Annotated in this window: 2 protein-coding genes; one reads left to right on the top strand and one right to left on the bottom strand. The window is 41.7% G+C overall.

Annotated features, from left to right (window positions below):
- The first annotated feature begins 134 nt into the window (after positions 1 to 134).
- A complete protein-coding gene (locus tag L4C33_RS20435; protein ID WP_428814232.1) occupies positions 135 to 1,766 on the top strand; it encodes a methyl-accepting chemotaxis protein in 1,632 nt (543 codons plus the stop codon).
- Between the two features lie 91 nt (positions 1,767 to 1,857).
- Here L4C33_RS20435 and L4C33_RS20430 read toward each other — a convergent pair.
- The coding region (locus L4C33_RS20430) for a hypothetical protein (protein ID WP_428814231.1) at positions 1,858 to 3,781 on the bottom strand (1,924 nt) is incomplete at its 5' end.

The following is a 3,781-nucleotide window of genomic DNA, read 5'->3' as shown; positions in this document are numbered from 1 at the left end:
GTATAACTCTTTGATAGGTATAATATTTACCGTCATTCATTTTTGTTATATGTCGACACATTTTGTGTGGTTGTATTTATAAGACTTGTCTCTAAAATGCGATTTTCATTCAAAATTTCTAGTTAAAGAGTTACATGAAGATTATCAATGGACTGCTAAATAACCTCAGAGTCGGCGCTAAAATTCGCCTCATTATCGCTCTATCTTGCCTTTTCATCGTTGGGCTTGAAGTTCGTTCAGCTTTCCAACTGAAAGAAGAGATCCTTAACGAGAGAATGGAGTCTGCACAATCGCTAGTTGAGACAGTTGCAGCTCAAGTCGATTTCATTGCACAAACTGGCAATAACGCTCAGCAAAGCCAGCAGCAGATCAAAGAAATTGTCAAAGCGGTTAGGTATTCCGACAATGGTTATTTTTTCATTAACCATTTGGATGGCAACATGATAATGCATCCAATTAAACCTCAGCTTAATGACAAGAATATGCTTGAGAGCTCTAAACCGTTTGTTCGTAGAGCCTTTGGTGATTTCATTACCATTGCGAAGCAGCAAGGTTCTGGATTTGTCACTTATGATTGGCCAATTCCTGGTAGTCAGGAGTTGGAGAAAAAGATCTCATACGTGAAAAGGGCGGACTCGTTACCTTGGATTATTGGTACCGGTGTTTACTATTCTGATGTGCAAGCTGCGTTTGAATCTCAGCTTGTTGACTCGATGATTTACAGTGGTGCGATTCTTTTCATTCTGATTATGATCTCTAGTGTTATCTCCAATAATATTGTTCGTCCACTGCAAAAGGTGACGAGAACAATGTCCCAAATTGCTGAAGATAAAGATCTAACGATTGAAATGAAAAGCAAAGGCAAAGATGAGTTGTCTGTAATGGCTTCAGCCTTCAACAAAATGAATCAAAATATCAAAGAGGTGGTTGCTAATATCAACCAGAATACCAGCTCTTTGGCGTCACAAGCGGAAGAGTTGTCAGCTGTTACCACACAAATCCAAGGTGGCGTTGTTGAGCAAAAGGCGCAAACAGAATCTGTATCTTTAAGCGTTCAGCATCTTGCTCACACTTCTAAACAAGTGACAGAGAAAGCAATGGTCGCTCAGTTGGAAATTGAAAAGGCTACGCAGGCTGCAAATAGTGGTAATCAAAGTATTGATGCAAATATAGAGATCATTGAGCAAGTTGCTGCGAAGGTGAATAGTGCTGTAGTGAATGCTGAGAACTTAGAACATTCATCGAACAAAATTGGCGACATCCTAGAGGTGATCAAACAAATTGCCGAGCAAACCAATTTATTAGCGTTAAATGCCGCCATTGAGGCTGCACGTGCTGGAGAACAGGGTCGTGGCTTTGCGGTGGTTGCGGATGAAGTAAGGACATTAGCGTCACGTACACAAGAGTCGACGGGAAGTATYCAAAGTATCATTACCGACCTACAGGCTGGCGTTTCCACAACTGTGCAAGTGATGCGTGACTGTGAGTCATACACTGGACAGGGAATAGAGAAAGCAATTAACTGTGGTAGCGAGTTAGAGAACATTCGACGCTCAATCGACAACCTATCTGAAATGACAGTTGAGATCAGCCACTCTGCGGCAGAGCAGACTGACCAGGTGATTGAAATCAGCAGTAACGTTGAAAACATTGCTGCCGTCGCCGAGCAAACAGAAGTCGGAACCGCTCAAACTAGCCAGTCTAGTGAGCACCTGAGTGGAATGGCTCAATCTCTGAACGGAATGGTTAACGCTTTTAAAATATAATTTGTAAATATGAAAAATGCCACCAGTTACCTAGTTACCTCGGTAATTGGTGGCATTTTAAATACGACCAACACCTCATCGTCTACTTTCCTTATAAAGCTTTATTGCTCGTTGCTTCCAGAAATGCCAGAGCGGCTTGAAGCGCGGTCAATGGGGCGTCTTGTAGTGTATCTCCAAGCGCCTCGTAAACCGTGTTGGTGTCAAACAATGCCAGTTGTGGATAAAGTAACGGATCTTCTAAAACCATGTGAATCAGCGTTTTATCGGAATAAACATTATTCAGTCTAAGTCGGTTTAGTGTCGCGTTCTGAATGCCGATATACGGATGCTTGAACAGTTCACATAATTGCTGCTCGTCGTTGGTGTGTTGTATTAAAGCAACTTTCACAGAGAGGCGGGGTGATGCTGTTAGTTGCAAGCGGTGTTGCTGTATCCAATCATCGCCAAGCCAACTGATAATGCTTTCTGTATCCTCGTTCTCTTCATCTAGTACTAACTTTAATACTGACAGACTAAAGCGCTGTGTTTGAACATCGGAAAAGTGTATATCGTGTCGAGATAAGGCAATAATTAAGGCGTGAAATGCGGTTTTGGTTAAGTTGTCTATTTTATCTTCAGAGCACAGGTTTATCAGCCATGTTTTGTTTACGCAGAATTCGATAGCTAGCGCTTGATTTTGTAAGTTCTCAATTTTAGCGGATTTCTTCAGTGACTTTTTTGCTGTGAGAGTGGAGAGTGATGCTTGTTTTAAGGCATCAAGTGTCGAGGTAACTTGTATTGGTTTGCCGTCGGGGATAACGCTTCGCTCATTAAACGTTGTATCTGTAAGAGGAACTTCAGTTGAAGGTGTGCTTTTGCTTAAAGCTTCTGTAGCAATTATATCGGTTGTCCCCATAGTCAGCTCTTTCAAATAGTTTTGGTGGCTGGCGTTTTGATTTAAGGATAAATGCTCGATAAGTAGCCGCTTGATCGAGTTGCTGCAAGTGTGAGATTGTAATTGTTGACGGATGAAAGCAACACTCAGTTGTTCGTTGGTCGTTTCAAATAGGGTGGTTAGGCAGTCAAGTTGCTCTGCTTCATCTAGCTCTGAAAAGATCTGATAAAACATTGGTAAAAACCGGTTGAGTTGCGGTTGCCTGTATTGAGTTTCCAAATTTGAAATTAGCTGAATGATTGATGTTGTTGGCTGGGAAAAGTGCTGTTGATTTTGGATCTGGTTAATTAAATCCAGTTTGTCTTTGTCACTAAGTAATCCTGCGAGCGTATTGAGTGGTATTCCTGACAGTAGCAATTCACAATTAAGATGTTTTATATCTAATTGGTAATTCCATTTCGCCAATTGGTCGACTGAAACCTTTCTGATTAATGCTTCTGAGTGAGAAAGGCCACTTAAAAACACCTGCAAATATTCACGACAATTCATCTCGGATAAACACTGAAATGCCACCTTTTGGCAACTAAGAACTGGGTGCTGTGTTGCTTTGTATAGCATCACTTTGTCTTGAGTGCTTTTTAAAAACATACGCACTTCGGCCGTGCTTGTTGGAGTGTAACTTCCTTCCAGCAGGGTCGGTGAGTGACAAGACAGCAGGGATATGAGTCTGCTTTTTAGATCTGGCTCGGGATCATTCTGAAGTAGGGTCAGCAAACGGTCAGCTTGGCTATGGTTTATCTTGTGTTTATGGTTATCTAGAATACGAGCAGCAATCAAACTAATGTCATCACCATCATTCCAATCGCCTTCCCAATAATCGTTACCATCGCATGTCGCTTCTACTAATAACTCTGTGGCCATTGCCGAGCGTTGATTGCTCTCTATAGCAAGCAATGCGGCCAATTTTATTTCACTGTCATCCCAGTATTGAAAGCAGTGAATGATGGGCTCGATAGGAGCTTGATTATCTAAAGTAAGACACTCTAGGCTTGTGATCACAAGGTCTATATTCTCGGATTTTAAGCCCTCTATCACTTTGTGCTTAGTACATTGAAATCGCGCTAGAATTTGAGCGGCCAAA

The sequence above is a fragment of the Vibrio makurazakiensis genome, from assembly GCF_050337375.1.
Taxonomy (GTDB): Bacteria; Pseudomonadota; Gammaproteobacteria; order Enterobacterales; family Vibrionaceae; genus Vibrio; species Vibrio makurazakiensis.
The sequence above is the reverse complement of the archived record's forward strand: the minus strand, read 5'-3'. Positions and strand labels throughout refer to the sequence as shown.